The sequence below is a fragment of the Antarctobacter jejuensis genome, assembly GCF_052266595.1.
Taxonomy (GTDB): Bacteria; Pseudomonadota; Alphaproteobacteria; order Rhodobacterales; family Rhodobacteraceae; genus Antarctobacter; species Antarctobacter jejuensis.
In genome coordinates, this window is the sequence record NZ_JBQQXJ010000013.1 from 58,553 (window position 1) to 84,499 (window position 25,947).

The following is a 25,947-nucleotide window of genomic DNA, read 5'->3' on the forward strand; positions in this document are numbered from 1 at the left end:
GGCAGACGAACAGGGGTGGGGTAGACTGCCTGAGGTTGTCTGACCGGAGGATGAGCCGATGCGTGTCGTTCCAATCCTTTGCGCCTTGTTCCTTGGATCGGCCGGTCAGGCCGACACCTCGACCGAGGCTTTTCTGCAAAGCTGTCGCGATCTGCATCAGGGCCGTCCCGGTGGCGCGCAGTGTGAGGCCATGCTGGAGGGGGTTCTGGGGGCGTTCAGCCTGATCGGACGGGATTACTATCCGGTCTCGGCGGAACTGGGCTATTGCCTGATGCCCGACATGACGCCGGTCGAGGCGGCGACTGCCATCATCCGCTATGCGGACACCGATCCTGACTGCGCGCGGCTGGCGCATTTTTCCATGTGCATGAATCTTGCCTTTCAGAAAACCTACGCCGGATCCTGTTGAGAGGGGGATCCGATTGCGCGCTGCCGCGCACCGGTTTCCGGTTGGGGCTATGCGACGCCCGGATCGGGATCGTGGGGGAGGTGGCTGGCGGAATTGAAACTTCAGGATTCACCAGAACGAAGACCTTCGTTCCGGCCCCAACCCTCATCCCGCTTTGTGCCTGACAGCCCCGCCCCTCCGCGCCAAGCGAAATAGCGGTTTCCCGCCTTTGGCGGGTCCCTCCGCGATTTCCCTTGTCCCGGCGGTACGGCGCCGTCTTTTCGGCACGCGGGACGAGGGATGGCTCCGGAACGAAGATCGTCGCAGGCGAGGTCAGCGCTTTTTCAGCGGGACGCCGTAGAGTTCCATGCGATGGCCCTTGAGCCGGTAGCCGAGTTTTTCGGCGATCTTTTCCTGCAGCGCCTCGATTTCGGGGTCGACGAATTCGATCACCTCACCGCTGTTGAGGTCGATCAGGTGATCGTGGTGTTCGCGTTCCGCGTCCTCGTAGCGGGCGCGGCCATCGCCGAAGTCGACCCGTTCGAGGATGCCTGCCTCTTCGAAGAGTTTGACGGTGCGATAGACCGTGGCGATCGATATGTTGGGATCACGGTCCGAGGCGCGGGCATAGAGTTCCTCTACGTCCGGGTGATCGTTTGCGCCTTCCAGCACATCGGCGATGGTGCGGCGTTGCTCTGTCATGCGCAGGCCCTTGGCCGCGCAGCGGTCTGTGATGGTGTCGGTCATGGGCCCGGTGTCGCCTGTTCTCTGTCCGTTTTAGGCAATGGCGCGCGGGAGGCCAAGCCTCGAACGCGCCGCGCCCGAAGGACGTAGAGGCCGAGGGTTGTCACCACGATCAGCCCGCCTGTGATCATGCGGGGGGAGGGGGCCTCTCCGGTGCCGAGCCAGACCCAGAGCGGCGCCAGTACGGTTTCAAGCAGCAGGAGCAGGCTGACATTGGCGGCCGAAGTGTATCGCGAGGCCTGGCTGAGGGCGAAGAAGGACAGCGGCAGGACCAGAAGGGCGGTGGCGAGGATGGCAGTCAGGTTGCCGCTGGTCATGTTGGCCGGACCGGTGACGAGCCAGCCTGTGGCCCCCGCAAGGCCCGCGCCAAGGCCGATGACCAGCAGGAGCGGCATCTGCGGGTGGTGGCGCAGGGTGACGAAGTTCAGCGCCAGCGCGGCGGCTACGCCAAGGCCGCAGGCCGCGCCCAGGAGCGCGCGGGTATCGAAGGCGGTGCCCGTGTCGCTGACCGCCAGCGCGATCCCGGCAAGAACGCAGAGGGTCGCGCCCCAAGTGGCGCGCGAGGCCCGTTCGCCGTGCAACAGGCGGGCGAGGAGGGCGGACCAGACCGGCACCGTCGCCACGCCAAGCAGTACGGGTGCCACCGGGGCCACGGCGATGCCGATCGGGAAGAGCGTGGCGTTCAGGGCGTGGCACAGGATGACCATGATGGCCGCGCCTCGGCCCAGTGCCGTGACATCGGTGCGCCGGTCCGTGCTGGTCACAGCCCAGAAGGCGAGGAAGATCAGCGCCATGCACAGCCCGCGCCAGCCCAGCATCTGAAATCCCGACATGCCCGACAGCCGCATCAAGAGCGCATCGGGCGTCAGGATCAGGGCCCCGGCCAAGGCAAGGCCGAGGCCGAAGGCAGGCGCGCGGGCCATAGGCTCAGGCGTAGAGCGGCTGCATGCCCATCTGCATGTGCAACAGGTTCACCGCGGCCTCGTCCAGCCCCAGCGCCTTGGCCAGCCGGTCGAGGTATTCCGCCTCGGCCTGTGTATCGACGCGGATGGTCATCAGCGACGCGGAATAGACCTGCATCTTTTGCGCCTCGGGGACCTCTGCGGCGAGGGCCTCGGGATCGACCTTGGCTTTCAGCTGCTTCTGGATGAAGGCGCGGTCCTCAGCATCGGCGTCATCGCCGAGCGTTTCGAGGATCTTGGCCTGTTCGGCCTTGTCGATGCCGCCGTCCGACTTGGCCGCCATGATCATCGCGCGCAGCATCAGCGCCGCCGCCTCTTCGGCATCCGGCGCGGTGCCGGCGTTCTTGAAGCTGTCGAGCATGCCGCCAAGGCCCTGACCCTGGGCTGCCGCGGCGCTTCCGGCCATGGCCGACAGCATGCCAGCGAGCCCGGAGCCGCCCGAGCCCAGCTGCGAGAGCATGCCGCCGCCGCCGCCCGCGCTGCCGGCGCGGCCCATCAGGGCCGAGAGGTCCAGGCCGCCCGACTGCATCTTTTGCATCATTTCCGCCATGGGGTTGCCGCCCGCGGCCCCCATGCCCGGCATGCCGCCCATGCCGGAAGAGCGCATCGAGTCGACCATGTCCTCCATGCCTGCGCCTTCAGGGAACTGTCCGCCCATCATCTTGGCCATCTGCGCCTGCAGCGAGGAGGTGGGGGTCGAGCTTTTGACCTGTGCGCCGCCGCCCAGCAAGCCGCCGATTCCCTGTCCTCCGGACATCTTGTCCACGCCGCGTGCGGCTGCGTAGCCGATCGCCAATTTTGCCAGCGTTCCCATGAGACTCATCGGGTTCTCCTCCTGTGATGCTCTCGTTGTTTTCCGACTGTGACAGAAAGGGGCCGTTGCGCACAGGGGAAAGGGGATGCATTGACCTCGCCCCACGGGCGGTGTCCAAGGGAGGCATGCAACGCAAGGACAGCATGGATCTGGCGGGAGCCGCGGGGATGGTGGTCTTTGCGGGGGTTCTGGCGTTCAACCAGGTCGTCATCAAGTTCACCAATGCCGGGTTTTCGCCGGTCTTTGCCGCCGGGCTGCGTTCGGTGCTGGCGCTTTTGGTGCTGATGCTCTGGGTGCGGTTGAGCGGGCGGCGCATCAGTGGCCTGCGGCGGACATTGCTGCCGGGGCTGGCGCTGGGGCTGGTATTCAGCGCGGAGTTCGTTTTCCTGTTTCTGGCGTTGGATCTGACCAGCGTGTCGCGCGCCTCTATCGTGTTTTATTCGATGCCGGTCTGGTTGGCGGCGGTGGCGCATTTCGCCCTGCCGGGAGAGCGCCTGTCGGCGCGGCGGACGCTGGGCCTTGTGCTGGCGGTGGCGGGCGTGGCCTGGGCGCTGGCGGACCCGCAGAGCCGGGGTGCGGGGGATCTGCGCGGCGATCTGCTGGCGTTATTGGGGGCGTTTTCCTGGGCGGGGATCGCGCTGATCGTGCGGCTGACGCGGGTGTCGGAACTGGCGGCGGAGGGGCAGCTGTTCTGGCAGATCGCGGTCTCTGCCATGGTGCTCTGTGCGGTGGCGCCGCTGTTCGGGCCGCTGTTGCGGCAGGTCGATGCGCTTAGCCTGTTCGGGCTGGGCTATGGCACGCTGGTGGTTGCGCTTGGGTTTCTGTTCTGGCTGCGGCTGATGGCGATCTATCCGGCCTCGGATATCGCGTCGTTCAGTTTCCTGTCGCCGGTGCTGGCGGTGGCGTTCGGCTGGCTGGTGTTCGATGAGCCTGTGGGACTGGATTTCATCGGGGCGCTGGGTCTGGTCGCCGTGGGCATCGTCTTGATCAACCGGCGGTCAAGGAAGGCCCGCGCCGCGTCCGCCGTGAACGCGGCACGTTGATGCACTTCAGGTGCCACAGAATGTGGCCTTGACCCGTTCCGCCTCGACCGGGGCGCGCCGGAGGTCGGTAAGATCTGTATCTTCGGCAAACGGAGCGGCCAGCGCGGCGTGGAAGCGATGGAACGGCGCATCGTCGCCTGCGACGGCGGCCTGAATCATTTCCTCGACCCGGTGGTTGCGCGGGATCAGCACGGGATTGACCCGGCGCATGAGAGCCTGCGGATCGTTCTCTTGTTCCAGCCGGGTTTTCCAGCGGCTTTCCCACGCGGCCAGCGCGTCGCGATCCGCGATCTGGTCCCGGGCGTCGCCGTCCGTCAGGGCGCGGAAACTGTTGGTGAAATCAGAGCCGCCGTCCTGCATCAGGGACAGGAAATCACCGATCAGCGGCAGATCGTCGTCGGTGGGCGCGGAGAGGCCAAGCTTGGCCCCGAAGCGGTCCCGCCATTCGCGGCGCAAGAGGTCCGGCATGGAATGAACGGCCTGCGTGAAATCCTCGATCGCCTGATCGGCGTCGGGCATCAACGGCACAAAGGCGGTGGCCAGCTGCGCCATGTTCCAGACGATGATGTCGGCCTGCGCGGCATACCCATAGCGCCCGAACCGGTCGATGGAGGAGAACACCGTATCCGGGTCATAAGCATCCATGAAGGCGCAGGGGCCGTAGTCGATGGTTTCGCCGGACAGGGTGCAGTTGTCGGTATTCATCACGCCATGGATGAACCCGACCGACATCCATTGCGCCACCAGCGCGGCCTGCCGTTCGATCACGCGGTAGAGCAGCTCCAGCGGGTCTTTGACCTGAGGATAGTGGCGATCGACCGTGTAGTCGAAAAGCGTTTGCAGGTGGTCGTACTGACGGCGGGCGGCAAAGACCTGAAAGGTGCCGACGCGGATGTGGCTTTGCGCGACGCGGGTCAGGACGGCGCCGGGCAGGGGGCGTTCGCGGATCACATCCTCGCCGGTGCGGATCGCGGCCAAGGCGCGGGTGGTGGGAACGCCAAGGGCGTGCATCGCCTCTGACACCACGTATTCCCGCAGGACCGGACCCAGCCATGCGCGCCCGTCCCCCATGCGGGAATAGGGGGTGGGGCCGGAGCCTTTCAGTTGGATGTCACGGCGGATGCCGTCGCGGTCCACGACCTCTCCCAGCAGGAGGGCGCGGCCATCGCCCAGTTGCGGGTTGAACTGGCCGAACTGATGCCCCGCGTAAAGCTGTGCGATGGGGTCGGCCCCCTCGGGCACCTGATTGCCTGCCAACTGCGCGGCAAGGGCGGGGTCATCCGCCCCGGTGATGCCCAGCCGATCCGCCAGCGGCTGATTGAACGCAATGGTTTCCGGGGCCTTGACCGGCGTGGGCCCAAGCCTGCTGAAGAAGGGCTCTGGCAGGCGGGCATAGGAATTGTCGAAGGGGATGTGCAGGGTCATGACGGGGATATAGGTCCTGACGACCGATGACGCCAGCGGGGCGGTCTACAACACGCGGCTCATGAAGAGGTATTTGTCCCGTGCGGCAAACCGGGCCTTTTCATAGAAGTTGCGAGCGCGATCATCCTCACCGTCCACCTCGAGGTGGAGCGCGCGCAGACCGGCGTGCTTCATCGCCTTGGCGATGCCATCCAGTGCCTCAAGGCCCATGCCGCGTCCGCGCACGGCGGGGCGGATGAACAGCTCATCGACGATGGCATCCAGCCCGCCGAATTCCACCGACCAGCCAAAGGTCAACACCACATAGCCGACCGGCGCGCGGCGCGGACCGATCAGCCAGATCGCCCCGTGCGGCGAGCCGCTGAGCAGGGGCGCGATGGCGGCGGCGCGGTGATCCGCATCGGTGTCGAAATCCATTTCGGCGTGAAAGGCGGCGACGAGCGGCAGCAGCTTGTCCGCGTCGTCTTCGCCTGCGAGGTGGAGGGATTTCATAGCTGTGCCAGCCTTTCGGTCAGCAGGTCAAAGAAGCCGTCATCGTCGATCCGGCCCATGAAGGTGGCATTGGGGGTGCGGTCCGTCACGCCCCACCAATCCGCCACGGTCATGCCGCGTGTCAGTTTGGACTGCGTTTCGATTTCAACGTTGATGTAGCGGCCCGCGAACAGATCGGGGCGCAAGAGGTAGGCTGTGACGCAGGGGTCGTGCAGCGGCGCACCGTCCGAGCCGTATTTTTCCCGGTCGAAGCGTTCGAAGAAATCGGTCATCTCCGCCACCGCCTTGCCAACCGGCGTGCCAAGGGCGCGGAAGGCATCGTTGCGCGGTTTGGTGACCAGCGCCTTATGCGTGACATCCAATGGCATGACGGTGATCGGAGCGCCGGATTTGAACACGATTTCAGCGGCTTCCGGGTCGACGTAGATGTTGAATTCGGCGGCGGGCGTGATGTTGCCCACTTCGAAATAGGCGCCGCCCATCAGGACGATCTCCTGCACGCGGGTCGCAATCTCCGGCGCGCGCTGAAAGGCGGTGGCGATGTTGGTGAGCGGACCCAGCGGGCAGAGCGTGACGCTGTGTTCCGGTTCTGACTTTAGCGTCTCGATGATGAAATCTACGGCGTGCTGGTCCTGCACCGGCATCGTGGGGTCCGGCAGGGTCGGACCGTCGAGGCCGGTCTTGCCGTGGACATGTTCGGCGGTGACCAGTGTATGGGCGAGCGGACGGTCGCAGCCTGCAAAGATGCGTGTTTCGGGCTTGCCCGCCAGTTCACAGACCATGCGGGCGTTGCGCGTGGTCAGGGCCAGCGGGACGTTGCCGGCGACCGTGGTGATGCCCATGACGTCAAGGTCGTCAGGGGATGCCAGCGCAACCAGAATGGCGACCGCGTCGTCCTGTCCCGGGTCGGTGTCGATGATGATCTTTCTGGGGGCCAAATCCAGTCTCCCTGCTCGTCGCGGGCAGCAGTCGCATGCGACGCAGGACGGTGCAAGGACTGGCTGACCCGCAGGCAGAGGATTGCCGCAACGGCGGGGGCAGTGCGGCGAAAGCGGTCAATCCGCCAGGATTGGCAGCGGCCTGTGGCGGGGGCCAGAAAAAGAACCGTGCCCAATCCGACGCCGGTCAAAAGATTTTGCGCCATGCGGTCGCGATGCGGTACTTGGGGATTAGACTTTCACTGGCACATGGGTTATGCGGATTTCGAAAAGTCTCGTTAGCGCTAACGGGCGCAGCATGGGGCAAGCCCTCTGCAGCCGTAAAGGAAAGGCACAGGACTCATGGTTTCACGCGTAATTCCGGTCGAAAACTTCGACCTGGTCATCTTTGGGGCAACTGGCGACCTGGCGCGCCGCAAGATTCTGCCGGGTCTGTTCCGGCGATTCTGCAGCGGGCAGATGCCGCCGGAGGCACGGATCATCGGCGCCGCACGTTCGGAAATGGATTCCGCCGGGTTCCGGCAGTTGGTGTCAGAGGCCATCGTCGAATTCGGTGGCGGGCGCCATTGCGAGGACGGAACGCTGGATCAGTTCCTGGGACAGCTGGAATATCAGGCCGTCGACGCCACGGGCGAGGGTGGCTGGAACGAATTGAACAGCCTGATGCGCGACGGTGTGGTGCGGGCGTTCTACTTTTCGGTGGCGCCGTCGCTGTTCGGGGCGCTGGCCGAACGGCTGCGCAGTTTCGGGCTGGCCGATAACGACAGCCGGGTGGTTGTCGAAAAGCCCTTTGGCCACGATCTGGCAAGCGCCAAGGCCCTGAACGAAACGCTGCGCAAGCATTTTGCCGAAGATCAGATCTATCGGATCGACCACTATCTGGGCAAGGAAACGGTCCAGAACCTGATGGCGGTGCGCTTTGGCAACATGCTGTTCGAGCCGCTGTGGAACGCGCAATACGTCGATCATATCCAGATCACCGTGGCCGAGACCGTCGATGTGGGCGGGCGCGGGGGCTATTACGACAAGTCCGGCGCAATGCGGGACATGGTGCAGAACCACCTGATGCAGCTGTTGTGCCTGATCGCCATGGAACCGCCCGCGCGATTCGAGCCCGATGCGGTGCGCGATGAAAAGCTGAAGGTGATCCGCGCGCTGGACCCGGTGGATTACCATCATATCGTCCGCGGCCAATACGCCGCCGATGACAAGCAGCCCGGCTATCGCGCGCATGTGGAGGACCCGCGGTCGACCACCGAAAGCTTTGTCGCGATGAAGGTGCATGTGTCGAACTGGCGTTGGGCCGGGACGCCGTTTTATCTGCGGACGGGAAAGAAGCTGAAAGGCCGGGCCAGCGAGATCGCGGTCGTGTTCAAGGACGCGCCGCATTCGATCTTTGGCCCGGAGGCCGGGTTTCACCGCAACGTGCTGTCGATCCGCCTGCAGCCGAACGAGGGCATGACGCTGGGCGTGACCATCAAGGAGCCGGGCCCGGGCGGCATGCGGCTGGTGGATGTGCCGCTGGACATGAGCTTTGCCGAGGCATTGGGGCCGGAGGCCGAAGAGGTGCCCGACGCCTATGAGCGCCTGATCATGGACGTGATCCGCGGCAACCAGACCCTGTTCATGCGCGGCGACGAGGTCGAGGCAGCCTGGGCCTGGACCGATCCGATCATCGCGGGCTGGCAGCAGCGCGGCGAAGTGCCGAAACCCTATGAGCCGGGTTCGGTCGGACCCGAAGATGCCTTGATGCTGATGCACAAGGACGGCAGAAAGTGGCGGGAAATCAAGGCGTGAACCGTTTCGGAACGCGCTGCGGAACAGGGGGATCCTGACGTGAACTATGAAGTCGTCGAGTACCAGGACCGCGAGATGCTGGCCATCGATCTTGCGAACCGTTTGGCAGGAGAACTGCGCGCGGCGCTGTCGCATGAGGATCGTGTCGCCTTTGCGGTGCCGGGCGGAACGTCGCCCGGTCCGATCTTTGACGATCTCTGCGGGGTCGAACTGGATTGGTCGCGGGTGGATGTGCTGCTGACGGATGAACGCTGGGTGCCGGAGGGGCATCCCCGGTCGAACACGGCCCTGCTGCGGCAGCGGCTCTTGGTCGATCACGCCGCCAGCGCGCGTTACCTGCCGCTCTATGCCGATGCGCCGGAACCCGAAGGCGCGCTGGAAAAGCTGGCAGAGCCGATCTCACGCGAATTGCCGTTGGCGGTGGTGTTGCTGGGGATGGGGACCGACATGCACACGGCGTCGATCTTTCCCAGTGCGGACCGGCTGGACGAGGCCCTGTCGCCCAAGGCCCCGATCCTTGTGCCGATGCGCGCACCGGGCGCGCCCGAGCCGCGGATCACGCTGAGTGCGCCGGTCCTGAACGGTGCCTTGAACAAGCATGTGCTGATCTTTGGCAAGGAAAAGCGCGCGGCCCTCGAAAACGCCCGGGGCAGACCCGCGCACGAGGCGCCGATCAACGCGGTGCTGTCCGGGGCGACGGTGCACTGGGCGGCCTGAGACGTCATACTGTCACAAAAGCCCGAAAGCAGGGCCTGAAGACGCAAGTGTAAGCGCCGCAATCTGCGGCAAGGGGGACGGAATGTTCGATGATCTGAAGACTATGGCCGAAGGTATCGGCGCACGGCGGATCGAGGATCTTTTCGCGGACGATAGCCGGGCGCAGAGGTTCAGCCTGTCAGCGCTTGGCATGCTGTTCGACTATTCCAAGACGCAAATCGACGGTCCCGTGCTGGACGCGTTGCTGGCGCTGGCAGAGGCGCGTGGCGTGGCGCAACGGCGCGACGCCATGTTCGGCGGTGCCAAGATCAACGAAACCGAAGGCCGGGCCGTGCTGCACACGGCGCTGCGCAATCTGGACGGGGCAGAGGTCAAGGTCGACGGTGTCGATGTGATGCCGCCGGTGCTGGAGACGCTGGAACGGATGGAAGTTCTGGCCCGCGAGGTTCGCGCCTCTGACGTGACCGATGTGGTTAACATCGGGATCGGCGGATCGGACCTTGGCCCGGTGATGGCGACGCTGGCGCTGGCGCCCTATCACGACGGGCCGCGCACGCATTTCGTGTCCAACGTGGACGGCGCAGATATTGCCGATACGCTGGCCGGTTGCGATCCCGCGAAGACGATCTTTATCGTCGCCTCCAAGACATTCACCACCATCGAGACCATGACCAACGCCAAGACCGCCAAGAGGTGGCTGGCGGAAAAGGGCGTGTCGGATGAGGGCAAGTTCATCGCGCTCAGCTCCAACGTCCAGAAGGCCGGTGAGTTCGGCATTCCGGCCGATCGGGTCTTTGGGTTCGAGGATTGGGTCGGCGGGCGGTATTCCGTCTGGGGGCCGATCGGCCTGTCGCTGATGCTGGCCGTGGGACCGGAGAATTTCCGCGGCTTCCTGACCGGCGGCATGAAGATGGACCGCCATTTCCAATCCGCGCCCTTCGCCGAAAACCTGCCCGTGCTGCTTGCCCTTGTCGGGATCTGGCACAATCAGGTTCTGGGACATGCGACACGCGCCGTGCTGCCCTATGACAACCGCCTGATGCGGCTGCCCGCCTACCTGCAACAGCTGGAGATGGAGAGCAACGGCAAGGGCGTCAGCATGGACGGCGCCGATCTGCCCTATAACTCCGGTCCCGTCGTCTGGGGCGAGCCGGGCACCAATGGCCAGCACGCCTTTTACCAGTTGATCCACCAGGGCACGCGGGTGATCCCGGTGGAATTCATGATGGCGGCGCAGGGCCATGAGCCGGACCTGAAGCATCACCATGACCTTCTGGTTGCCAACTGCCTTGCCCAGTCCGAGGCGCTGATGCGCGGCCGGTCGCTGGACGAGGCGCGGGAAAAGGTGGCAGGCACGTTCGAAGGAGATGAGCTGGAACGGCAGGCGCGGCATCGGGTCTTTCCCGGCAACCGTCCGTCCACCACGCTGATCTATCCGCTGCTCGATCCCGAAACCTTTGGCAAGATCGTCGCGCTCTATGAACACCGGGTGTTTGTCGAAGGCGTGATCCTTGGGATCAACTCGTTCGACCAGTGGGGTGTTGAGCTTGGCAAGGAGCTTGCCACCGCTTTGGGGCCGATGGTGACGGGGGCCGAACCCGTGTCGGGCAAGGACGGATCCACCGCACAACTTTTGCGATTCGTACATACGCACGGGCGCGGCTGAAGTTCCGGTAATTACGAAAAAAATACTTGGGAACGGAGGCGCGAAATCGGTCGTTGTCATGGCAGATCAAACGGAAAAAGGAGACCGTTATGAAACGCCTTACAATGACCGTTGCTGCTGCTGCCCTCGTTCCCGCCGTGGCCTTTGCTGAAAGCCACTCCGCTGAACCTGTGGTTGAACCGGAACCCATGGAGCAGGCACAGCCCGCTGACACCGTGACCCCCACGATCGGCGATCCGGTGGCCTCCGACATGCCGAAAACCGACATGGCGAAGACCGACATGGAAGAGACCGAGCCGACTGCCGGTGACCTCTTTCACGGCGCGGTGAAGCTGTCCGCTATCTCCGGGTCCCCGATCTACACCCTGTCTTCCGAGGAAGAAGCGGATTGGGATATCTCGGTCGATTACACCGAAGTTTCCGACAACTGGGAACGCATCGGTTCGGTTGACGACGTTGTCCTGTCGGCTGACGGCAAGATCGAGGGTGTCCTCGCCGAAGTGGGCGGCTTCCTCGGGATCGGCGACAAGCTGGTGATGCTGCCGGTTTCGGACATGAAGATGGTTCTGGTGGACGAAGACACCTATGCGGTGGTGACCCCGTTCACGTCGGAACGTCTGACCGGCATGGACGAGTATGACGAAGACGCGTCGTTCTGATCGACCCGTCTGACACAAACGGAACGCCCGGGGAGCTCCCCGGGCGTTTTGCTATTCGGGGATGTCAAAGCCGGGCGCGGCCAGCTCGAAACCCTCGAAGCGGAAGCCCGGTGAGACGGTGCAGCCCACAAGCGTCCAGTCCCCCAGCGTTTCGGCGGCCTGCCAGTGGAAGGGGTCCACGATGCCCTGCGGGCGCTGGCCCGCGCCCAGGTCCGGGCCAAGGATCATGTCATCCCGCGGTCCCTGATCGGTCGCGGCCCGCATCAGGCGCAGCGGCGCACCGGCGTAGTAATGCCAGATCTCGCCCGCATCGACCCGGTGCCAGTGGCTGCGCTCACCTTCCTTCAACAAAAAATATATACAGGTGCCGGGAGAGCGGGGTTCGCCCTTGGCCTGCCACGTCTGGCGATAGTGGCCGCCTTCGGGGTGGGGCGACAGCTCCAGCAGGGCAATGATCTCATCCGCCGTCATGCAACGTACGCTCCTCTGAGGTTTGGTTAACGCCTCACGCGCAGGGTTTGACCATCGATATCAACCCGAGCAGGAGAAACAAGATGTCGAACCTGACACCGCGCGTCCGGCATATGGCCGAGGAAATCGTCGCCCGCGAGGGCGGGTACGTCAATGACCCGGACGATCCGGGCGGCGCCACGAAATACGGCGTGACCATTCATACCATGCGACGGCTGGGGCTGGATCTGACCGGCGATGGCCGGGTGGACGCCGAAGACGTGCGCCAGATCACCCGCGAACAGGCGGTCACGATCTTCCTGACGCATTACTTCGTCAAACCGCGCATCGCGGAACTGCCGGAACCGCTGCATGCCACCGTCTTTGACATGTATGTCAACGCGGGCGGCAATGCGGTGAAGATCCTGCAGCGTCTGCTGACCCAGATGGGCGAGCGCGTGACCGTCGATGGCGCCATCGGCCCGCAGACCATCGCCGCGACCGCCCGCGCCTATTCCAAGGCGCCGGAGCATATGGTGGATGCCTACGGGATCGCGCGGCGCAACTATTACTTCCGGATTGCCGACAACCGACCGGCCTCGCGCAAGTACGCGCGCACGCGGGCGGGGGGCAAAGGCGGCTGGATCAAGCGCGCCGAGGAATTCATCTCCCCGAAATACCACATGACGGAGGCCGAGTTTGACGCCCGGGTCGCGGCATGGGGTTGATTGGTCAGATCCTTGGGGCGCTGTTTGGCTCTGGCCGCAACGTGGTCACGGAAACCGCCGAGGTGTTCCGGGTGAATGCCGAGGCGCAGGCGCAGCGCGGCCATGACGCGCAGGGCGCTGCACTGGCGCAAATGGCCGGCGAGTTCCGCATCGTGCGACGCGGCTGGTTCGACCGGCTGATGGATGCGCTGAACCGGGTGCCGCGCCCGGCGATGGCGCTGGGGACGCTGGGGCTGTTCGTGACGGCGATGGTCGATCCGGTCTGGTTCGCCGCGCGCATGGCGGGCATCGCGCTGGTCCCGGAACCGCTGTGGTGGCTGCTGGCGGCGATCGTCAGCTTTTACTTCGGCGCGCGGCATCAGGCCAAGGGACAGGATTTTCAGCGCGAACTGGCCGCGACCATAGCCGCCGTTCCGCAGGTGGTAAAAACCGTGCGCGATGTCGAGGCGCTGCGCGATGTGACGCCCGAGGGGCCGGATGCGGCAGATTTTGACCGCGCCGCCGATAACCCGGCGCTGTCAGACTGGCGACGCAACGCCGGCTGAGGCGGCCAACACATTGCGACATTGTGATCCTTGGGGCGGGCCGATTTCGATTGGCCCGCTATTTTGCGGGCCCTATAGTCCGGAGCATGATTACAGAGCTCGGTCACTTCGCCCTCATCCTCGCCTTCATGGTTTCTCTGGTACAGACAGTGGTGCCCCTTGTGGGTGCGCACAAACGCTGGCCCGGCTGGATGGCGGTTGGGGAACCTGCGGCCACGGCACAGTTTCTGCTGGTGGCAGGCAGCTTTGCGGCGCTGACCTATGCCTTTGTGGTCTCTGACTTTTCGCTGAAACTGGTCTATGAGAACAGCCATTCGGACAAGCCGATGATCTACAAGATCTCCGGCGTCTGGGGAAACCACGAGGGATCCATGCTGCTCTGGGTGCTGATTCTGGCACTCTTCGGGGCCTGCGCGGCGTGGTTCGGGGCCAATGTGCCGCCGACGCTGCGGGCGCGTGTGCTGGCGGTGCAATCCTCGATTTCCGCGGCGTTCTACGCCTTTATCCTGTTCACCTCGAACCCGTTCACGCGGCTGGCCACGCCTCCGATCAATGGGACGGACCTGAACCCGCTGCTGCAGGATCCCGGATTGGCCTTTCACCCGCCGTTCCTCTACCTCGGCTACGTCGGGCTTTCGATCTGCTTCAGCTTTGCCGTCGCCGCCCTGATCGAGGGGCGGGTGGATGCGGCCTGGGGGCGCTGGGTGCGGCCCTGGACGCTGGCGGCCTGGATCTTCCTGACCATCGGCATCGCGCTGGGATCGTGGTGGGCCTATTACGAGCTTGGCTGGGGTGGCTTCTGGTTCTGGGATCCTGTCGAGAATGCGTCTTTCATGCCCTGGCTCTTTGCCGCCGCTCTTTTGCATTCCGCCATCGTGGTGGAAAAGCGCGAGTCGCTGAAAAGCTGGACGATCCTTCTGGCCATTCTCGCCTTTGGTTTCTCGCTGATCGGCACGTTCATCGTGCGGTCGGGCCTGCTGACGAGCGTGCATGCCTTTGCCAATGACCCGGTGCGCGGGCAGTTCATTCTGTATATCCTGCTGTTCTTTACCGGTGGCGCGCTGACGCTGTTTGCGGCGCGGGCCAATGTGATGGATTCCAAGGGCGTCTTTGGCATCGTCAGCCGTGAAAGCGCACTGGTGGCCAACAATATTCTCTTGGCGGTGTCTAGCTTTGTGGTCTTCGTCGGCACCATGTGGCCCTTCGTGGCGGAGATGCTGTTTGACCGGAAACTGTCGGTCGGGGCGCCGTTCTTCAACATGGCCTTTACGCCTTTCATGGTGGTGCTGGGCCTGTTGATGCCGGTGGGGGCGATGATCAGCTGGAAACGGGGCAAGCTGGACCGCGTGTTGAAGGCACTGACGCCGGCCTTTGTTCTGGCCATTGCCCTGATGGGCTTGGTCTGGGCGATGCAGTCGGGGCGCAGCCTGATGGGGCCGGTCGGCGTTTTCCTTGGCACCTGGATGGTGGCGGGCGCGGCAACGGATCTGCTCAGCCGGACGGGCCAAAAGCGTGACCTCAAGCGCCTGTTCCGCCTGCCGAGGGCGGAGTGGGGCAAGGCCGTGGCGCATTCCGGGCTGGGCATCACCATGCTGGGCATTGCCGGGCTGCTGGCCTGGCAGGAAGAGGACATCCGCGTCGCACAGATCGGTGAGCCGTTCACCGTGGGGGCCTTTGAGTTCGTTCTGAATGACGTCCGGCGGGTCGAGGGGCCGAACTATTTCTCCACCATGGGAGAGGTCGCGGTGTCGCGGGATGGCCGGGAGTTTGCAGTTCTGAACCCGGAAAAGCGCAACTATCCCGTGGCCGGGATGCCCACGACGGAGGCGGCGATCGACTACCGGTTTGTGCGGGACATCTATGTGGTGATCGGCGATCCGCAGGATGATGGCGGCTGGGTCATGCGGGTCTATATCAAGCCGCTGGCGAACTGGATCTGGGGCGGCTGTATCCTGATGGCGCTGGGTGGTCTGCTGAGCCTGTCCGACCGCCGTTACCGGATCGCGGCGGGCGCGCGGAAAGCCGCGCCGGTGCAGGGGGTGCCCGCGGAATGAGAACGATTGCCGCGCGGCGGGGCGGAACCCTGCCTTTCATCCTTGGCATGATCCTTGCGCTGGTGGCCTCCGTCGCGTTGGCGGTGCAGCCCGATGAGGTGCTCGACGATCCGGCGCTGGAGGCGCGGGCGCGTGATATTTCGGCCGGGCTGCGCTGTCTGGTCTGCCAGAATGAGAGCATCGATGAAAGCAACGCCTCGCTGGCGCGGGACCTGCGGCTGTTGGTGCGGGAGCGGCTGCTGGCGGGGGACAGCAACCAGGAGACGGTGGATTTCATCGTCGACCGCTATGGCGAATTTGTCCTGCTGAAGCCGACGACGGGCGGCTGGAACTGGCTGCTCTGGGCCTCTGGGCCGGGGCTGTTTCTGATCGCTGTGATCGTCGGGGTGATGTTCATCCGGCGGCGGTCGCAGGCCTCTGCAACGAATGAGGCGGGGCTGAGCACGGACGAGCAGAAGCGGCTGGATGAGCTGTTGAAGGACGAGGGCTGACGCCGATCCCCAAAGGGGTGTCCACGCGTGGACAGCTTAGGGGGAATGCAGGATCAAGGGGTTACAGGGTCGTTTTCATCCTGTGTTAACCTTTGCCCCCATGCAGGGGCCCGCTTGGCCCATCTGTTTCCCAACGAACCACTGTGTCCCGCAGGGGGTGCGAAAACCGCCGTGGCGGTCGCCGTCGCCCGTGTCCATCATCGGCTGGATTTCCGCCGCCTCCAGCAACAGCGCCTTGGCAAAGGCGGCGTCTGGGTCGGGCCGGTTGTGGTGAAGGATGGCGCCCGCGCCGCGCGTGGACATGCCGCCGTGGACGCAGGCCGCGCGCTTTGCTATGGACGGGGCAGGGTCCGCAGTTCACCCAGGCGCCGCCACTTGCTAAACCTGCGATTTCCAGATCCGGGACCGTTCTTTCCGACGATACCCACGGACAAGGGCGGACCTCCACTCCCTCATGCGGGGAGGCGGTATCGGTGACGGAGGACGCGATGTCCAAAAACCCCCTATCCCTGACCATTGCGGACCTGTCCGGTTTCGCCAAATCGCTGCGCGCCGGGCTGGAACAGCCGCCCTCGCATCTGGAAATGCTGGGGCTGATCGCCCGCGCGGCGGGGTTTCGCAACTATCAGCACCTGCGCGCGCGGCTGGCAGAGACCCCGGCAGAGCCGGTCGATGACCGCGCCGTGACGCGGGCCGCGCGGTTTTTCGATGCCGAGGGGCTGTTCACGGACTGGCCCGGAAAGACCGGCGTGCAGCATCTGTGTCTCTGGGTGATCTGGGCGCAGATCCCGGCCGGACCCCGGTGGAGCGAGCGTGAGATCAGCCAGCGGATCGACGATTTGTGCCGCTTTCGCGACGCGGCGCAGATCCGGCGCGCGATGATCGGGCAGGGGTTGCTGACAGGGGCATGCGACGGCAGCGATTATGCCCGCGTCGAGCGCCGCCCACCTGCGGAGGCACGCGCGCTGATTGCCCGTGTGCGGCAGCCGTGACGCCGCGTTTGCCTTTGCGATTCCGCGCGCCGGGGTGTTTGATGCGCCCCAAGCCAGAGGGAGCATGTGCATGCAATACGAGATGATCACCTACGCGGTGGAAAGCGATGTCGCCACCGTCACGCTGAACCGCCCCGACGTGATGAACGCGCTCAATACCCAGATGCGGGCCGAAATCACCGAGGCGGTGACACGCGCGGGCAAGGAGGCGCGGGTGCTGGTTTTGACCGGAGCCGGGCGGGCCTTTTGTTCCGGGCAGGATCTGGGCGACCGGGCCAATGCCGCGAACCTGGACCTGGAACGGACCCTGCGCGACGAATATGTGCCGATGCTGCGCGCGATCTGCGATTGCCCGGTGCCGACGATTTCCGCCGTCAACGGGGCTGCGGCGGGGGCGGGGGCGAACCTTGCGCTGGCCGCGGACGTGGTGATCGCGGCGGAATCGGCCTTTTTCCTTGAGGCCTTTACCCGCATCGGCCTGATCCCGGACGCGGGCGGGACATGGTTCCTGCCGCGCCAGATGGGGCTGGCCAAGGCGATGGGGGCGTCGCTGTTCGCCGAAAAGATCACCGCCCGTCAGGCGGATGACTGGGGCATGATCTGGGAGGCGGTGGCCGATGACGGGTTTGCGGCCCATGTGGCGGCGCGGGCATCGCATCTGGCCAAGGGGCCGACGGCGGCCTATGCGCGGGTGAAACAGGCGCTGCGCGGGTCCTTTGACAACGATCTGGACACGCAATTGGCGGTGGAATCGAAGCTGCAGGGCGAATGCGGAAAGACCCGCGATTTCAAGGAAGGGGTCGTGGCCTTCATGGAAAAACGCCCGGCGGTCTACGAGGGCCGGTAAGCGAAAGGGGGCGCTGCCCCCGTCTCCCTCCGGTCGACTCCCCCGGCGGTACTTTCAAAGAGAAGAAACCCGGGCGCAGGGTGAGGCCGCGCCCGGGTTATTGATTGGCGCGGCGGCGTCAGATGTAGATGTAGACGTCGTCCATCATCACGTCATGCGGCAGATCCTCCGGGATTTCCTCTTCCGCAAGCGAGGCATCCGCCATCAGTTGATCGTAGGTAACATCGTATTGGCCGCAGTCCGCTGCGCTGTCGGTCGGGGCAAAGCAGAGGTCGTCCACCGCGCCGGAGCCTGTGAGGGTGACGGTCATGCTGGCCACGCCGCTGGCGTTGATGGCGATGTCCTGCGCCGCGTTATTGCCCGCCGCCGGGATGTCCAGCGAATTGATCAGCTCGCCTTCGGCGTCGTAGAGGTCAATCGCGCCGCCGTCTTCCTCTACATCCAGCACGGTCAGGCTGGTGACGTCTGAGATGGCGTCGAATTCGAAGGTGAGCGTGCCGCCGTTGTAATTGTCGTCCGGGTCCCAGCTGTGGTTGTCCTCGGAGAGGATGATGGCCTTGCCCTGATCGGCAAAGCCGAGGTCCCAGTCGCCGCCGGTGGGATTGGCGGTGTCGAAGATCATGGCGTCGTTTTCGCTGTCGGCGGCATCCCCGGCGCGTTGTCCGGTGACGGAGAAGCCGTCGAATTGCAGGGCGGCGGTGTCGCCGGCATGGGCGTCTTCGAAATCCTCGCAGGTCTCTTCGGTTGCGGGGGCGTCGGTGATGACGGTGTCGGTCACCACGTAATTGTCGACGAAGATCTCTTCGTTGCGGGCCGAGATATCGGCGTCCAGCACAAGCTGGACCGAGGTTGCATCCGTGAGCGGGCCGCCCTCGTAGCTGAGGGTCTGGCTCTGGGCGGTGATGCTCTGGCCGGTGGTGTCGCCCACCAGCGCGGTGCCCTCGGCGTTCACGGTGTAGGTGTCCAGCAGGTGCCAGTCAGTGCCGTCGACCAGCGCCCAGACCTCGAGGCTGTCGCCGTAGTGGCCGCCGCTTTCGAAATATTCGGTATGGGGTGCGCGGGCGTCGAAGGAGAGGCTGGCCGCGCCGTCGAGGGTGACGCTTTCGAACCAGATGTTGCCGTCGTTGCAGCCGTCGGCCTTGAGTTCGCCGTTCCGCACCTCCCAGCCTTCGTTCCAGCGGATGTCGTCGCTTTGCGTGGCGTAGGCGAGGCCGTCGAAGGATTCCTCGGCCAGGGTTGTGGTGACGGGGGCGCCTGCGGTTTCGGTTTCGGTTGCGGTGATTTCGACGTTGTCGATGCGGATCACCTCATTGCCGGCGGAGATGTCCGAGGCGAGGCGGAACTGCACGCTGCTGTCGGCGCTGTCCAGAACGCCGCCGGAATAGCTGAGCCCGCCCCAGCCGCCGCCGATGGTCTGGCCGGTGGTGTCGCCCACGAGGGCGGTGCCGGCGTCGTTGACGGCAAAGGTGTCCAGCGTGACCCAGTCACCGCCGTCGATCTGGACCTGCAGGGTCAGGCTGTCGGCGGCATGGCCGCTGTTTTCGAAGTTGCGCAGGCCCGCGCCGCGGGCGTCGAGGCTGAGGGTGACGGGGCCGTCCGTGGTGACCTGATCAAAGACCAGCGCGCCGTCGTGGTGGCCGTTGGTCACGGCGCGGCCGTAAGAATTGATGTACCAGCCGTCGCTTTGCGCCACGCTGTCGCCAAAGTGGCCGTCGAAGGTTTCGCTAAGGGCGGTGATCTGGACCTGAGTTTCCGGGGCGCCGGTGCCGCCGGTCAGGGCAAGGCCGTTGCCGCCGTCCGAATTGATGACGGCGGTCATGGTCTGCAGGTCGAGGTCGGCGGCGGTCAGGGTGTAGTCGCCCGCGTCGAGGTAGAGCGTCAGCGAGGCCTGATCGACGTCGCCGCCCGAGGAATAGGGGATGGTGCCGAACTCCAGCCGGACGTCGTAGCTGTCTTCGATCTGGGCGCCGTTGTTGAGCTGATTCAATGCGCCGGTGGCCACGTCAAAGCCGGTCAGGCCGTCCCCGTTGGAGCCGATGCTCTCGTCATACGCGGGCCAGATGGTCAGATCGGGCGCGAGGCTGTCATCGGTCAGGTTGAAGAAGAGCGCGTCGATGTCGGTATTGGCCGGGTCCTGGGCAAAGACCTGCAGGACGATGTTGCCGCCATCCTCGATGACGACGACGCGCACCTGCGGATCGCAGCCAAGCAGGATTTCCGTATTGGGCGATGTGGACATGGGCGGCTCCGGGAAAATGGGCGTAAAAATGGCGGATTTGCGTCCTTCATGCCCAGAAATCGCCGGGAAGCGTCGCATTTTAGGGGAAACGATCCGTTTCCGCCGGATTGCTGCCACATTTCGAGGGGCTCTGTTGCGGCATCGGAAACACTGACCCGGGTTCCCGTGTGGCCGTATTCAGGGCGTCACCGGGCGAAATTGGCCGGCGGATGCGCGCCCGCAACCTGCACCGATTCCGCGATTCGGCGGGCCCCAAATGCAGAAAGGCCCGGCGGGGTGCCGGGCCTTTGCAGTCTGGATCTGTATCCGCCGGTCAGCGGCTTTCGATGTCCACGTAATCGCGCTCTGTCTCGCCAAGATAGAGCTGGCGCGGGCGGCCGATCTTGTTCTGCGGATCGTTCAGCATCTCTTTCCACTGGCTGACCCAGCCGACGGTGCGCGACAGCGCGAAGATCGGCGTGAACATGGAGGTCGGGAAGCCCATCGCCTCGAGGATGATGCCCGAGTAGAAGTCGACGTTCGGGAACAGCTTTTTCTCAGCAAAGTAGGGATCGGCGATCGCCTGCTTTTCCAGTTCCTTGGCGGTGGCGAGAACCGGGTTGTTCTCGACGCCCATCAGGTCCAGCACCTCATCGGCGGACTGCTTCATCACCTTGGCGCGCGGGTCGAAGTTCTTGTAGACGCGGTGACCAAAGCCCATCAGGCGGAACGGGTCGTTCTTGTCCTTGGCGCGGGCAATATACTCGGGGATATTCTCGGGCGAGCCGATTTCCTTGAGCATTTCCAGGCAGGCCTGGTTGGCGCCGCCGTGGGCGGGGCCCCAGAGGCAGGCGATGCCGGCCGCGATGCAGGCAAAGGGGTTTGCGCCAGAGGACGAGGCCAGACGCACGGTCGAGGTCGAAGCGTTCTGTTCGTGGTCGGCGTGCAGGGTAAAGATCCGGTCCATCGCGCGGCTGAGGATCGGGTCGACCACATATTCCTCTGCCGGAACGCTGAAGCACATATGCAGGAAGTTGGCCGCGTAATCGAGGTCATTGCGCGGGTACACGAAGGGCTGGCCGATGGAGTATTTATAGGCCCATGCCGCGATGGTCGGCATCTTGGCGATCAGGCGGTGCGAGGCGATTTCGCGCTGGCGCGGATCGGCGATGTCGGTGCTGTCGTGGTAGAAGGCCGCCATTGCGCCGACCACACCCACCATGATTGCCATCGGGTGCGCATCCCGGCGGAACCCGCGGAAGAAATACTGCATCTGTTCGTGCAGCATGGTGTGGCGGGTGATGGTGTTTTCGAAGTTCTCCAGTTCCTCCGCCTTGGGCAGATAGCCGTAGAGCAGCAGGAAGCAGACTTCGAGGTAGTGCGATTTGGAGGCGAGTTGGTCGATCGGGTAACCGCGGTGCAGCAGCTCACCCTTTTCACCGTCGATGAAGGTGATGGTCGAGTCGCAGGAAGCGGTGGAGGTAAAACCCGGATCGTAGGTAAAGACACCGGCCTGACCGTAGAGCTTGCGGATGTCGACCACGTCCGGACCGATGGTCGGCGAGTGGATCGGCAATTCAAAGGTATTGCCGTCGATGTTCAGGGTCGCGGTCTTGTTGGTCTCAGCCATGCTGTCATCCCTCTGATGTCCTGGGGCGGGGCCGTCGGGCGGCCCCTGCCGGTTGAAGTCACATGGCCGGACGCGGGGTCTGTCAACCCTCTTGCACGGTCGCGGCCAGGGCCAGACGCGCAAGGGTATCGTCGCGGCCCAGAACGAGCATCATGTCGAAAACCGACGGTGTCACGGCGCGCCCTGCCAAAGCGGCCCTGAGCGGGCCTGCGAGCTTGCCGAACTTGGTCCCCTGATCCTCGGCGAAGCGGTTCAGAACCGCCTCCAAATCCTCTCGTGACCAGCTAGCATCTTGCAGGTGCGGCGTCAACTTCCCCAGTATACCACGGGATACCGTATCAAGGTTCTTCAACGCTTTCTCATCCGGTTCGATCGGCGTATCCGTCAAGACAAACTGAGCCTTTTCAAGCAGTTCGGGAAAGGTCTTGGCCCGCTCCTTGAGGCAATACATCGCACGTCCCAACAGCTCTTCCTTTTGCGGTGTCAGGCGCGGCTCTCCTATTGATTGACGGAACGCCAGGATTTCTTGCAGCAGCGCAGCATCGTCCGCGACAGCGATATGCTGGCCGCAGAGGTTTTCCAGTTTCTTCAGATCGAAACGGGCCGGAGACTTGCCGATTCCGTCGAATCCGAACCACTCTTTTGCCTGCGCATCGGTAAAGAATTCATCATCACCGTGGCTCCATCCAAGCCGCGCAAGGTAATTGCGCATGCCCGCCGCGGGATAGCCCATCTTCTGGTACTCTTCCGCGCCAAGCGCGCCGTGGCGTTTGGACAGTTTCTTGCCGTCGGGACCGTGAATCAGCGGGATATGCGCGTAGGTGGGCAGCGGCCAGCCCATGGCGGTGTAGATGCCCATCTGGCGCGCGGCGTTGTTCAGGTGATCGTCACCCCGGATCACATGGGTCACGCCCATGTCGTGGTCATCGACCACGACCGCCAGCATGTAGACCGGCGTGCCGTCAGAGCGCAGCAGGATCATGTCGTCCAGCTGATTGTTGCGGATGGTGACGGTGCCCTGCACCTCATCGGTGATGACGGTCTCGCCGTCCTGCGGGGTCTTCAACCGGATGACATAGGGCGCATCGGGGTGGGTGGCCGGATCGGCATCGCGCCACGGGCTCTGGAACAGGGTCGAGCGGCCCTCGGCGCGGGCGGCCTCGCGGAAGGTTTCGATCTCTTCTTGGGTTGCAAAGCATTTGTAGGCCGCGCCCTTGGCCAGCAGGTCGCGGGCGACCTCGGCGTGGCGGTCGGCGCGTTCGAACTGGCTGATCACCTCGCCGTCATGGTCCAGCCCAAGCCAGTCCAGCCCGCGCAGGATCGCCTCTGTCGCCTCGGGGGTGGAGCGGGCGCGGTCGGTGTCTTCGATCCGCAGCAGGAACTTGCCGCCGCGGCCGCGGGCATAGAGCCAGTTGAACAGCGCGGTGCGCGCGCCACCGATGTGCAGAAAGCCGGTGGGCGAGGGGGCAAAGCGGGTGACGACCTGAGCGTCGGACATCGTGGTTAACCTTTTCCTAACGGGCGTGGGGCTAGTCTTGGGCGTTCCTTAACCAGCCACCCATCGGGGGGCAAGCATGGGTCAGGCCTATCAATGGCTCGCGGCGGCGCTGCTGGGGCAGCGCGGGTATCTGTTTCCCTGGACGCCGGTGTTCCTGGCGGCCGGGATCGGCCTGTTTTTCGCGCTGCGGGTCGAACCATCGGCGGCGGTGCTGTGGGTCTGCGGATCGGTCGGCATCCTGGTGGTGTTGCAGCATCGCGCCGGGCCGGTCTACGGCCCCTTGCTGGCGGCTGTGGCGCTGGTGGCGCTGGGGTTTGCGCTGGCGGGCGTGCGGGCGCACCGGGTTGCGGGGCCGGTGCTGGATTTCCGATATTACGGCGCGGTGACGGGGCGGGTGGTGCAGATCGACCGCTCTGCCTCTGACGCGCTGCGGCTGACGCTGGACCGGGTGCAGCTGGAACGGATGGACCCCGATGAGGTGCCCGCAAGGGTGCGTGTGTCGCTGCATGGGACCCAAGGTTATCTGGATCCGAAGCCGGGGCAGGTGGTGATGCTGACCGGGCACCTGTCGCCGCCGGGCGGCGCGGTAGAGCCGGGGGGCTTCGATTTCCGGCGACATGCGTGGTTCTTGCGGCTGGGCGCGGTGGGCTACACGCGCAATCCGGTGCTGCTGCTGGAGGAGGCGGATGCGGGGCTGCCGGTGGCGCGCCTGCGCATGTGGCTGTCGGCGCGGGTGCAGGCGGCATTGCCGGGCGAGCGGGGGGCCTTTGCCGCCGCGATCATGACCGGGGACCGTTCCGGCATGGGGCAGGAGACGCTGCAGGCGCTGCGGGACAGCAACCTTGCGCATCTGCTGGCGATTTCGGGACTGCACATGGGGCTGTTGGCAGGGTTCGTCTTTGCGGCGCTGCGTCTGGTGCTGCTGGTACACCCGCATTCGCGCCACCGCTGGCCGGTCAAGAAACTGGCGGCGGGGGGCGCGCTGCTGGCGGCGGCGGGGTATCTGGCGCTGTCGGGCGGCAACGTGGCGACGGAACGCGCCTTCATCATGGTCGCGGCGGCTCTCTCCGCGCTGATGCTGGACCGCCGTGCGCTGTCCCTGCGCAGCGTGGCGATTGCGGCGTTGGTGGTGCTGGTGCTCTGGCCCGAGGCTCTGCTGGGACCGGGATTCCAGATGTCCTTTGCCGCCACCACGGCGCTGGTCGCGGTGTTCGAGCGGTTGACGATCTGGCAGCGGGACCACGAGCTGCCGCGCTGGGTGGGGCCGGTGCTGTCGGTGGTGGTCTCCTCGGCGGTGGCGGGGGCGGCCACGGCGCCGGTGGGCATGGCGCATTTCAACCAGATGGCGCATTACGGATTGCTGGCGAACCTGACGGCGGTGCCGGTGATGGGCATTCTGGTGGTGCCGCTGGCGGTGTTGTCGGCACTGCTGATGCCCTTTGGTCTGGACTGGATCGCGCTGCAGGTGATGGCGCTGGGGCTGGGCTGGATCCTTGGGGTCGCGCATGAGGTGGCGGGCTGGCAGGGGGCGGTGGGCCATGTGGTCGCGCCGGGGCCGATGGTGCTGCCACTGATCGCCTTTGGCGGGCTGCTGCTGTGCCTCTGGCGCGGGCGGGCGCGGATGGCGGGCGTGGTGCCGATGGCGGCGGCGGCCCTGCTGTGGTGCCAGACAGAGCGGCCACCGGTCCTGATCTCCGACAGCGGCACGCTGGTGGGGCTGATGACAGCGCAGGGGCGCGCGCTGTCGCGGGATCGCGGGTCCGGGTTCGTGGCCGGGGTCTGGCTGGAAAACGACGGGCTGGGCAGCAGCCAGCCGGAGGCGGCGGCGCTCTGGCCGCAGCCCGTCACGGGGCGGGTGGCCCGGGCAGAAATGTCGGGGGTTGAAATCCTGCATCTGCAGGGCAAACGCGCGGCGGCCAGCGTCACAGGCTGCGCACCCTCGCAGATCGTGGTGTCGAGTGTTGATCTGGTCCTGCCCGGCGGCTGCCGGATCTTTGATCCGCGCAGCCTGCGCGACAGCGGATCGGTCGCGGTCTGGACCGATGGCACGGATGTGCGGGTGGTGACGGACCGGGACCTGTCAGGTCAAAGGCTCTGGCACGGTCGCGCGCCAGAGCCGGTTCGACTGGCGCAGAACGCTCAGTAAGTGCGGATCAACCCGACCAGACGGCCCTGAACGGTGACGGCCCCCACGGGCAGAACGCGCGGTTCATGCGCCGGGTTGGCGGCCTCCAGCACGATCATGTTGCCCTTGCGGCGGAACCGTTTCAGCGTGGCCTCGTAACCCTCGATCTGGGCCACGACGATATCGCCATCCTCGGCGGCCGAGGTTTCGCGGATCACCACCACGTCGCCGTCATTGATCCCGGCGTCGATCATCGAGTCGCCCTTGACCTCCAGAGCGTAGTGACGGCCCTGACCGTGCAGCATCTGGCCGGGGACCGCAACACCGGGGGGCGTTTCATTGATCGCCTCGATGGGACGCCCGGCCGCGATGCGGCCCAAAAGCGGCAGTTCCATCAGGTTGGCAGCCCCAAGGTCGAAAGCGCCGTTGGGACGCGCCTCTGCGCGGTCGCCTTCGATCACCCGTGGGGTGAAACCGGCGGGCCGGCCGCCAAGGCTTTCGGGCAGTTTGACGATCTCGATGGCGCGGGCGCGGTGGGCAAGACGCCGGATAAAGCCGCGCTCCTCCAGAGCGGTGATCAGGCGGTGGATGCCGGACTTGGACCGCAGGTCAAGCGCGTCTTTCATTTCATCGAAACTGGGCGGCACGCCATCGCGCGTCATCCGCTTGTTGATGAAGTCAAGAAGGTCGAGTTGTTTCTTGGTCAGCATCCCGAAACTCCGCT

The 25,947-nt window shown here is 65.0% G+C and carries 25 protein-coding genes; 13 read left to right on the forward strand and 12 right to left on the reverse strand.

Features of this window, described 5'->3' with window-relative positions:
- The first annotated feature begins 58 nt into the window (after nucleotides 1-58).
- On the forward strand, nucleotides 59-409 hold the full coding sequence (locus ACTXGA_RS17745; RefSeq protein WP_443395942.1) for a GNAT family protein: 351 nt from the start codon (nucleotides 59-61) through the stop codon (nucleotides 407-409).
- Nucleotides 410-721: 312 nt separating this feature from the next.
- On the opposite strand, the gene ACTXGA_RS17750 is transcribed toward ACTXGA_RS17745, so the two are convergent.
- From ACTXGA_RS17750 to ACTXGA_RS17760, 3 genes are read right to left on the reverse strand one after another with little or no spacing between them, the layout of a single operon-like run.
- Nucleotides 722-1,135: a Fur family transcriptional regulator gene (locus ACTXGA_RS17750; RefSeq protein WP_443395943.1), complete on the reverse strand. Its 414-nt coding sequence runs from the start codon at nucleotides 1,133-1,135 to the stop codon at nucleotides 722-724.
- Entirely contained in the window at nucleotides 1,132-2,055 is a 924-nt protein-coding gene (locus ACTXGA_RS17755; protein ID WP_443395944.1) for a DMT family transporter, read from the reverse strand. The genes ACTXGA_RS17750 and ACTXGA_RS17755 overlap by 4 nt, the downstream gene beginning before the upstream one ends.
- Before the next feature lie 4 nt (nucleotides 2,056-2,059).
- Entirely contained in the window at nucleotides 2,060-2,917 is an 858-nt protein-coding gene (locus ACTXGA_RS17760; protein WP_443395945.1) for a DUF533 domain-containing protein, read from the reverse strand.
- A gap of 116 nt (nucleotides 2,918-3,033) precedes the next feature.
- On the opposite strand from ACTXGA_RS17760, the gene ACTXGA_RS17765 reads away from it, so the two are divergent.
- A complete protein-coding gene (locus tag ACTXGA_RS17765; protein ID WP_443395946.1) occupies nucleotides 3,034-3,951 on the forward strand; it encodes a DMT family transporter in 918 nt (305 codons plus the stop codon).
- A gap of 6 nt (nucleotides 3,952-3,957) precedes the next feature.
- On the opposite strand, the gene ACTXGA_RS17770 is transcribed toward ACTXGA_RS17765, so the two are convergent.
- From ACTXGA_RS17770 to ACTXGA_RS17780, 3 genes are read right to left on the reverse strand one after another with little or no spacing between them, the layout of a single operon-like run.
- Nucleotides 3,958-5,376 carry a protein adenylyltransferase SelO gene (locus ACTXGA_RS17770; protein WP_443395947.1) on the reverse strand — a complete coding sequence of 473 codons (1,419 nt, stop codon included), beginning with the start codon at nucleotides 5,374-5,376 and terminating at the stop codon, nucleotides 3,958-3,960.
- Nucleotides 5,377-5,421: 45 nt separating this feature from the next.
- Nucleotides 5,422-5,868: a GNAT family N-acetyltransferase gene (locus ACTXGA_RS17775; protein WP_443395948.1), complete on the reverse strand. Its 447-nt coding sequence runs from the start codon at nucleotides 5,866-5,868 to the stop codon at nucleotides 5,422-5,424.
- Nucleotides 5,865-6,806, reverse strand: coding sequence for a nucleoside hydrolase (locus ACTXGA_RS17780; RefSeq protein ID WP_443395949.1), 942 nt, complete (start codon nucleotides 6,804-6,806; stop codon nucleotides 5,865-5,867). The genes ACTXGA_RS17775 and ACTXGA_RS17780 overlap by 4 nt, the downstream gene beginning before the upstream one ends.
- 342 nt (nucleotides 6,807-7,148) lie before the next feature.
- Between ACTXGA_RS17780 and zwf the strand changes: the two genes are divergently transcribed.
- From zwf to ACTXGA_RS17800, 4 genes are all read left to right on the forward strand, one after another.
- Nucleotides 7,149-8,603, forward strand: coding sequence for a glucose-6-phosphate dehydrogenase (zwf, locus tag ACTXGA_RS17785; RefSeq protein ID WP_443395950.1), 1,455 nt, complete (start codon nucleotides 7,149-7,151; stop codon nucleotides 8,601-8,603).
- A gap of 39 nt (nucleotides 8,604-8,642) precedes the next feature.
- Nucleotides 8,643-9,320: a 6-phosphogluconolactonase gene (pgl, locus tag ACTXGA_RS17790; protein ID WP_443395951.1), complete on the forward strand. Its 678-nt coding sequence runs from the start codon at nucleotides 8,643-8,645 to the stop codon at nucleotides 9,318-9,320.
- A gap of 82 nt (nucleotides 9,321-9,402) precedes the next feature.
- Nucleotides 9,403-10,986 (forward strand): glucose-6-phosphate isomerase, encoded by a 1,584-nt coding sequence (gene pgi, locus ACTXGA_RS17795; protein WP_443395952.1) that lies wholly within the window; start codon nucleotides 9,403-9,405, stop codon nucleotides 10,984-10,986.
- 89 nt (nucleotides 10,987-11,075) lie between these two features.
- A complete protein-coding gene (locus ACTXGA_RS17800; RefSeq protein ID WP_443395953.1) occupies nucleotides 11,076-11,645 on the forward strand; it encodes a PRC-barrel domain-containing protein in 570 nt (189 codons plus the stop codon).
- A 51-nt stretch (nucleotides 11,646-11,696) separates the two neighbouring features.
- On the opposite strand, the gene ACTXGA_RS17805 is transcribed toward ACTXGA_RS17800, so the two are convergent.
- Entirely contained in the window at nucleotides 11,697-12,116 is a 420-nt protein-coding gene (locus ACTXGA_RS17805; protein ID WP_443395954.1) for a cupin domain-containing protein, read from the reverse strand.
- Nucleotides 12,117-12,199: 83 nt separating this feature from the next.
- Here ACTXGA_RS17805 and ACTXGA_RS17810 point away from each other — a divergent pair, with 83 nt between their 5' ends.
- From ACTXGA_RS17810 to ACTXGA_RS17825, 4 genes are all read left to right on the forward strand, one after another.
- Nucleotides 12,200-12,823, forward strand: a complete 624-nt coding sequence (locus tag ACTXGA_RS17810; protein ID WP_443395955.1) for a holin-associated N-acetylmuramidase — start codon at nucleotides 12,200-12,202, stop codon at nucleotides 12,821-12,823.
- Nucleotides 12,814-13,368, forward strand: a complete 555-nt coding sequence (locus tag ACTXGA_RS17815; RefSeq protein ID WP_443395956.1) for a holin family protein — start codon at nucleotides 12,814-12,816, stop codon at nucleotides 13,366-13,368. The genes ACTXGA_RS17810 and ACTXGA_RS17815 overlap by 10 nt, the downstream gene beginning before the upstream one ends.
- An 86-nt stretch (nucleotides 13,369-13,454) precedes the next feature.
- Nucleotides 13,455-15,422, forward strand: a complete 1,968-nt coding sequence (locus tag ACTXGA_RS17820) for a heme lyase CcmF/NrfE family subunit (protein WP_443395957.1) — start codon at nucleotides 13,455-13,457, stop codon at nucleotides 15,420-15,422.
- Nucleotides 15,419-15,913, forward strand: coding sequence for a cytochrome c-type biogenesis protein (locus tag ACTXGA_RS17825; protein ID WP_443395958.1), 495 nt, complete (start codon nucleotides 15,419-15,421; stop codon nucleotides 15,911-15,913). The genes ACTXGA_RS17820 and ACTXGA_RS17825 overlap by 4 nt, the downstream gene beginning before the upstream one ends.
- A 75-nt stretch (nucleotides 15,914-15,988) precedes the next feature.
- Here ACTXGA_RS17825 and ACTXGA_RS17830 read toward each other — a convergent pair whose 3' ends face one another.
- The gene (locus tag ACTXGA_RS17830; RefSeq protein ID WP_443395959.1) at nucleotides 15,989-16,216 is read right to left on the reverse strand and encodes a hypothetical protein; all 228 of its coding nucleotides are present in this window, start codon (nucleotides 16,214-16,216) and stop codon (nucleotides 15,989-15,991) included.
- A gap of 185 nt (nucleotides 16,217-16,401) precedes the next feature.
- Between ACTXGA_RS17830 and ACTXGA_RS17835 the strand changes: the two genes are divergently transcribed.
- Both ACTXGA_RS17835 and ACTXGA_RS17840 read left to right on the forward strand, forming a co-directional pair.
- Nucleotides 16,402-16,905 carry a DUF2087 domain-containing protein gene (locus tag ACTXGA_RS17835; protein WP_443395960.1) on the forward strand — a complete coding sequence of 168 codons (504 nt, stop codon included), beginning with the start codon at nucleotides 16,402-16,404 and terminating at the stop codon, nucleotides 16,903-16,905.
- A gap of 70 nt (nucleotides 16,906-16,975) precedes the next feature.
- Nucleotides 16,976-17,752 carry an enoyl-CoA hydratase-related protein gene (locus ACTXGA_RS17840; protein ID WP_443395961.1) on the forward strand — a complete coding sequence of 259 codons (777 nt, stop codon included), beginning with the start codon at nucleotides 16,976-16,978 and terminating at the stop codon, nucleotides 17,750-17,752.
- Nucleotides 17,753-17,870: 118 nt separating this feature from the next.
- Here the strand turns inward: ACTXGA_RS17840 and ACTXGA_RS17845 are convergent, their stop codons facing one another.
- The 3 genes from ACTXGA_RS17845 to gltX all read right to left on the reverse strand — a co-directional run bounded on the left by ACTXGA_RS17845 (nucleotide 17,871) and on the right by gltX (nucleotide 23,098).
- On the reverse strand, nucleotides 17,871-19,991 hold the full coding sequence (locus ACTXGA_RS17845) for a hypothetical protein (protein ID WP_443395962.1): 2,121 nt from the start codon (nucleotides 19,989-19,991) through the stop codon (nucleotides 17,871-17,873).
- A 313-nt stretch (nucleotides 19,992-20,304) separates the two neighbouring features.
- Nucleotides 20,305-21,600, reverse strand: coding sequence for a citrate synthase (gene gltA, locus ACTXGA_RS17850; protein WP_443395963.1), 1,296 nt, complete (start codon nucleotides 21,598-21,600; stop codon nucleotides 20,305-20,307).
- Between the two features lie 82 nt (nucleotides 21,601-21,682).
- The gene (gltX, locus tag ACTXGA_RS17855; RefSeq protein WP_443395964.1) at nucleotides 21,683-23,098 is read right to left on the reverse strand and encodes a glutamate--tRNA ligase; all 1,416 of its coding nucleotides are present in this window, start codon (nucleotides 23,096-23,098) and stop codon (nucleotides 21,683-21,685) included.
- A 76-nt stretch (nucleotides 23,099-23,174) separates the two neighbouring features.
- Here gltX and ACTXGA_RS17860 point away from each other — a divergent pair, with 76 nt between their 5' ends.
- Nucleotides 23,175-25,244 carry a ComEC/Rec2 family competence protein gene (locus ACTXGA_RS17860; RefSeq protein WP_443395965.1) on the forward strand — a complete coding sequence of 690 codons (2,070 nt, stop codon included), beginning with the start codon at nucleotides 23,175-23,177 and terminating at the stop codon, nucleotides 25,242-25,244.
- Here ACTXGA_RS17860 and lexA read toward each other — a convergent pair.
- Entirely contained in the window at nucleotides 25,238-25,933 is a 696-nt protein-coding gene (gene lexA, locus ACTXGA_RS17865; protein WP_443395966.1) for a transcriptional repressor LexA, read from the reverse strand. The two genes, ACTXGA_RS17860 and lexA, sit on opposite strands and share 7 nt — an antisense overlap.
- Between the last annotated feature and the right edge of the window lie 14 nt (nucleotides 25,934-25,947).

Excerpts from the sequence above, each read along its gene's own strand:
- ACTXGA_RS17760 (WP_443395945.1), bottom strand. The coding sequence starts at position 2,917 with ATGAGTCTCATGGGAACGCTGGCAAAATTGGCGATCGGCTACGCAGCC.
- ACTXGA_RS17860 (WP_443395965.1), top strand. The coding sequence starts at position 23,175 with ATGGGTCAGGCCTATCAATGGCTCGCGGCGGCGCTGCTGGGGCAGCGC.
- ACTXGA_RS17805 (WP_443395954.1), bottom strand. The coding sequence starts at position 12,116 with ATGACGGCGGATGAGATCATTGCCCTGCTGGAGCTGTCGCCCCACCCC.
- gltA (WP_443395963.1), bottom strand. The coding sequence starts at position 21,600 with ATGGCTGAGACCAACAAGACCGCGACCCTGAACATCGACGGCAATACC.
- ACTXGA_RS17755 (WP_443395944.1), bottom strand. The coding sequence starts at position 2,055 with ATGGCCCGCGCGCCTGCCTTCGGCCTCGGCCTTGCCTTGGCCGGGGCC.
- ACTXGA_RS17810 (WP_443395955.1), top strand. The coding sequence starts at position 12,200 with ATGTCGAACCTGACACCGCGCGTCCGGCATATGGCCGAGGAAATCGTC.
- ACTXGA_RS17800 (WP_443395953.1), top strand. The coding sequence starts at position 11,076 with ATGAAACGCCTTACAATGACCGTTGCTGCTGCTGCCCTCGTTCCCGCC.
- ACTXGA_RS17835 (WP_443395960.1), top strand. The coding sequence starts at position 16,402 with ATGTCCAAAAACCCCCTATCCCTGACCATTGCGGACCTGTCCGGTTTC.
- ACTXGA_RS17840 (WP_443395961.1), top strand. The coding sequence starts at position 16,976 with ATGCAATACGAGATGATCACCTACGCGGTGGAAAGCGATGTCGCCACC.
- ACTXGA_RS17770 (WP_443395947.1), bottom strand. The coding sequence starts at position 5,376 with ATGACCCTGCACATCCCCTTCGACAATTCCTATGCCCGCCTGCCAGAG.
- ACTXGA_RS17820 (WP_443395957.1), top strand. The coding sequence starts at position 13,455 with ATGATTACAGAGCTCGGTCACTTCGCCCTCATCCTCGCCTTCATGGTT.
- ACTXGA_RS17775 (WP_443395948.1), bottom strand. The coding sequence starts at position 5,868 with ATGAAATCCCTCCACCTCGCAGGCGAAGACGACGCGGACAAGCTGCTG.
- pgi (WP_443395952.1), top strand. The coding sequence starts at position 9,403 with ATGTTCGATGATCTGAAGACTATGGCCGAAGGTATCGGCGCACGGCGG.
- ACTXGA_RS17745 (WP_443395942.1), top strand. The coding sequence starts at position 59 with ATGCGTGTCGTTCCAATCCTTTGCGCCTTGTTCCTTGGATCGGCCGGT.
- ACTXGA_RS17825 (WP_443395958.1), top strand. The coding sequence starts at position 15,419 with ATGAGAACGATTGCCGCGCGGCGGGGCGGAACCCTGCCTTTCATCCTT.
- lexA (WP_443395966.1), bottom strand. The coding sequence starts at position 25,933 with ATGCTGACCAAGAAACAACTCGACCTTCTTGACTTCATCAACAAGCGG.
- ACTXGA_RS17830 (WP_443395959.1), bottom strand. The coding sequence starts at position 16,216 with ATGTCCACGCGCGGCGCGGGCGCCATCCTTCACCACAACCGGCCCGAC.
- ACTXGA_RS17845 (WP_443395962.1), bottom strand. The coding sequence starts at position 19,991 with ATGTCCACATCGCCCAATACGGAAATCCTGCTTGGCTGCGATCCGCAG.
- ACTXGA_RS17815 (WP_443395956.1), top strand. The coding sequence starts at position 12,814 with ATGGGGTTGATTGGTCAGATCCTTGGGGCGCTGTTTGGCTCTGGCCGC.
- ACTXGA_RS17765 (WP_443395946.1), top strand. The coding sequence starts at position 3,034 with ATGCAACGCAAGGACAGCATGGATCTGGCGGGAGCCGCGGGGATGGTG.
- gltX (WP_443395964.1), bottom strand. The coding sequence starts at position 23,098 with ATGTCCGACGCTCAGGTCGTCACCCGCTTTGCCCCCTCGCCCACCGGC.
- ACTXGA_RS17750 (WP_443395943.1), bottom strand. The coding sequence starts at position 1,135 with ATGACCGACACCATCACAGACCGCTGCGCGGCCAAGGGCCTGCGCATG.
- zwf (WP_443395950.1), top strand. The coding sequence starts at position 7,149 with ATGGTTTCACGCGTAATTCCGGTCGAAAACTTCGACCTGGTCATCTTT.